Genomic DNA, 3,120 nt, shown 5'->3' on the forward strand with positions numbered 1-3,120 from the left:
CTCCCGTCCGTCGCCCACCCGGCTGGGAACGGCGGATCGGCCCGACCGTAGGCTCGGTCCGTCGTTGTAGCCGTACAAGTCCGGAGGTGTCGCGTGGTCGAGCTGGGTGCGCCTGCCTTCCCGTCCCCGCTCACCGCGCTCTGCGCGGTGCTCCTGGCCGTCGCGGTCGCCTGCGCGGTGTTCGTCGCGTTCGACGTCGTCCGGCACCCGCCGCAGATGCGGGTCATGGCGCTCGTGTGGCCGCTCACGATGCTGTTCGGCAGTGTCGTCTGGCTCGTCTTCTACCTCCGCCGGGGCCGGGCCACAGCGGCCGACCACGGGCGTTGGGCGGGCACCGCGATCGACACCAGCCACTGCGGCGCCGGCTGTGCACTCGGTGACCTGCTCGGCGAGTTCGGCCTCGCCTGGTTCCCCGCGATCGGGACCCTTGTCGGGCTCGGCTCGCTGTACCAGGACCGCATGGTCGCCGGGTGGGTCGTGGACTTCGTGCTCGCGTACCTGCTCGGCATCGGCTTCCAGTACTTCGCCATCGCCCCGATGCGCGGCCTCGGCGTCCGCGCCGGACTCGTCGCGGCCCTGAAGGCCGACACGCTCAGCATCGTCGCGTGGCAGATCGGCATGTACGGGCTCATGGCGGTCTGGCAGCTCGCCGTGTTCCCGGCGCTGTTCGGCGGCCGGGCGAGTGTATTCTCCCCGGAGTTCTGGGTGGCGATGCAGCTCGCGATGGTGGCCGGCTTCGTGTGCGCGTACCCGGTGAACGCCTGGCTGGTCCGCCGCGGCATCAAGGATGCGATGTGACGGGCTGCGAGGATGGGCAGCATGGCCGACCTCGATGAAGTCCTCGCAGCATCCCGCGGACTGCTCGGCGTCGTCGCGAGGTCGCTGACGTCGGCGCTGGAGCACGTCACGGTGCCGCAGTTCCGCCTCATCGTCCTCGTCACGACGCTCGGCCCGACGCGTGCCGGTGACCTCGCCGAACGTCTGGCGGTGGGCCCATCGACGCTCACGCGGAACGTTGACCGACTGGTGTCCGGCGGCTGGGTGGAGCGTCGACCGGGCTCGACGAACCGGCGCGAGGTGCTCATCGCCGCGACCGAGCAGGGTCGGGCGCTCGTCGACGAGGTCAGCGAGCGGCGCAGTCGGGAGCTCGCCCAGGTCCTCGAGCGGGTGCCCGAACCGGACCGACCGGCGGTGATCGCGGGCATGCGGGCGCTCCGCAGGGCGATGGACGAGCCGCTGCCCGAGGAGGTCTCCGCGTTCGGGGGCTGATCTCCGTCACTCGACGCCGCAGAGTTGTACGCGTACAATCGTTGTGTCCGTACAACTGATGGAGGACCGTGTCGACATCCGCTCCTGCCCGTTCCCACGTCCGCGTCGCCGGGACCCGCTTCGGCGGAGCCGCCGTCCGCCTGGCGCTCCCGGCACTCGTCGTCGGCGCCGGAGCCGGGGTCGCCGCCGTCGTCTTCCGGTGGCTCATCATGCACGCCACCCGGGTCTTCAGCGGGCACGCGGACTACTCCGCCACCACCGGGCACCCGGCGAACCCATGGGTCCCGTGGCTCGGCGCCGGCTTCGTGGTCGTCGCGCCGGTCGTCGGCGGGCTCCTCTACGGCCCGCTCATCCACCGCTTCGCCCGTGAGGCCCGCGGCCACGGCGTCCCCGAGGTGATGTTCGCGGTGGACCGGAACGGCGGCCGGATCCGTGGCAGCGTCGCCGTCGTGAAGGCCCTCGCGAGCGCGATCTGCATCGGCGCCGGCGGCTCGGTCGGCCGGGAGGGACCCATCATCCAGATCGGCTCGGCGCTGGGCTCGACGATCGGCCGGTGGGCCCGGATGCCCGAGGTCCGCGTGAAGACGCTCGTCGCGTGCGGTGCGGCCGGCGGCATCTCGGCGACGTTCAACGCCCCGGTCGCGGGGATCTTCTTCGCCCTCGAACTGCTCCTCCGCGACTTCACCCCGACGTCCTTCGGCGCGGTGGCGATCGCGAGCGTGACGGCCGCGCTCGTCGGGCGCGCGGTCTTCGGCGACTCGGCGTTCCTGCACCTGCCCGCCATCGCTGGGGTCACGCCGCCGGAGTACCTCCTGTTCGCGTTGCTCGGGCTCGTCGCCGGGGCGGTGGGCATCGGCTTCACGCGGGTGCTGTACCTCGTCGAGGACGCCTGCGACCTGCTCTGGAAGGCGACCCGTGGCCCCGAGTGGCTCCGGCCCGCGGTCGGCGGTGTGCTCCTCGGTCTGCTCCTGCTCGCGCTGCCGCAGATGTACGGCGTCGGCTACCCGGTGTTGGAGCACGGCGTGGCCGGGCAGTACGCGCTCGGCTTCCTCGCCGTGCTCGTCGTCGGCAAGGTCCTCGCCACGTCGCTGACCCTCGGCATCGGCGGCTCCGGCGGGGTCTTCGCGCCGTCGCTGTTCATCGGCGCGATGGTCGGTGCAGCGTTCGGCGAGGTCGCGGCGACGGTCGACCCGGCCCTGCACGGGCAGGTCGGGGCGTTCGCGGTCGTGGGGATGGGGGCCGTCTTCGCGGGGTCGACGAGGGCACCGATCACGGCGGGCATCATGCTCTTCGAGCTGACCGGTGACTACGCCCTGGTGCTGCCCGTCGTCGTGGCGGTCGTCATCGCGACCGCGGTGTCGAAGGTCCTCTCACGCGACACCGTCTACACGCTCAAGCTCAGTCGCCGCGGCGTCGACCTGACCGACTCCGCGCTCGCGGTCCGACGTCCCTCCGGCCGGACCGCCGGAGGAGCAGCACGGCCGCTCGGCCCGGTGGTGTCCAGGGCTGCGAGCGCGGCCGACGCGCTCGCAGCCCTGGAGTCCGGGGGCGGCGCGCCCGTCGTCGTCCTGGACGCCGACGGACGCTTCGCCGGGGTCGTGTCCGCGCGGTCCGCCGGGGACGCGGTGCTCACGGACGTGGAGTTCGCGGCCCGCCCGGTGACGGACGTGCTGTCCGACGTCGTCCCGGTCCGCAGCGACGCCGGGCTCGACACCGTCGTGCAGGACGTGGTGGACGCGTCGGACACCGCCGGACTCCCGGTCGTCGACGAGGACGGCCGCCCGGTCGGGTGGCTCGGGCAGGCGGACGCGCTGCGGGCTCTGGTCCTCGCTCGGTGACGGACTGGAGGCT

General features: G+C 72.9%; 3 protein-coding genes. All 3 read left to right on the forward strand.

What is annotated here, in order from left to right; genetic code table 11:
* Positions 1-93 precede the first annotated feature (93 nt).
* The 3 genes from I59_RS05525 (at position 94) to I59_RS05535 (ending at position 3,107) form a co-directional block, all read left to right on the forward strand.
* Entirely contained in the window at positions 94-798 is a 705-nt protein-coding gene (locus I59_RS05525; RefSeq protein ID WP_022903018.1) for a DUF4396 domain-containing protein, read from the forward strand.
* A gap of 21 nt (positions 799-819) precedes the next feature.
* The gene (locus I59_RS05530; RefSeq protein WP_175328014.1) at positions 820-1,269 is read left to right on the forward strand and encodes a MarR family winged helix-turn-helix transcriptional regulator; all 450 of its coding nucleotides are present in this window, start codon (positions 820-822) and stop codon (positions 1,267-1,269) included.
* A 68-nt stretch (positions 1,270-1,337) separates the two neighbouring features.
* Positions 1,338-3,107 carry a chloride channel protein gene (locus I59_RS05535; RefSeq protein ID WP_022903020.1) on the forward strand — a complete coding sequence of 590 codons (1,770 nt, stop codon included), beginning with the start codon at positions 1,338-1,340 and terminating at the stop codon, positions 3,105-3,107.
* The last annotated feature ends 13 nt before the right edge of the window (positions 3,108-3,120 follow it).

Source organism: Curtobacterium sp. B8, assembly GCF_000333315.1.
GTDB lineage: Bacteria > Actinomycetota > Actinomycetes > Actinomycetales > Microbacteriaceae > Curtobacterium > Curtobacterium luteum.

Coding starts and splice junctions, on each gene's coding strand:
- I59_RS05530 (WP_175328014.1), top strand. CDS start 820: ATGGCCGACCTCGATGAAGTCCTCGCAGCATCCCGCGGACTGCTCGGC.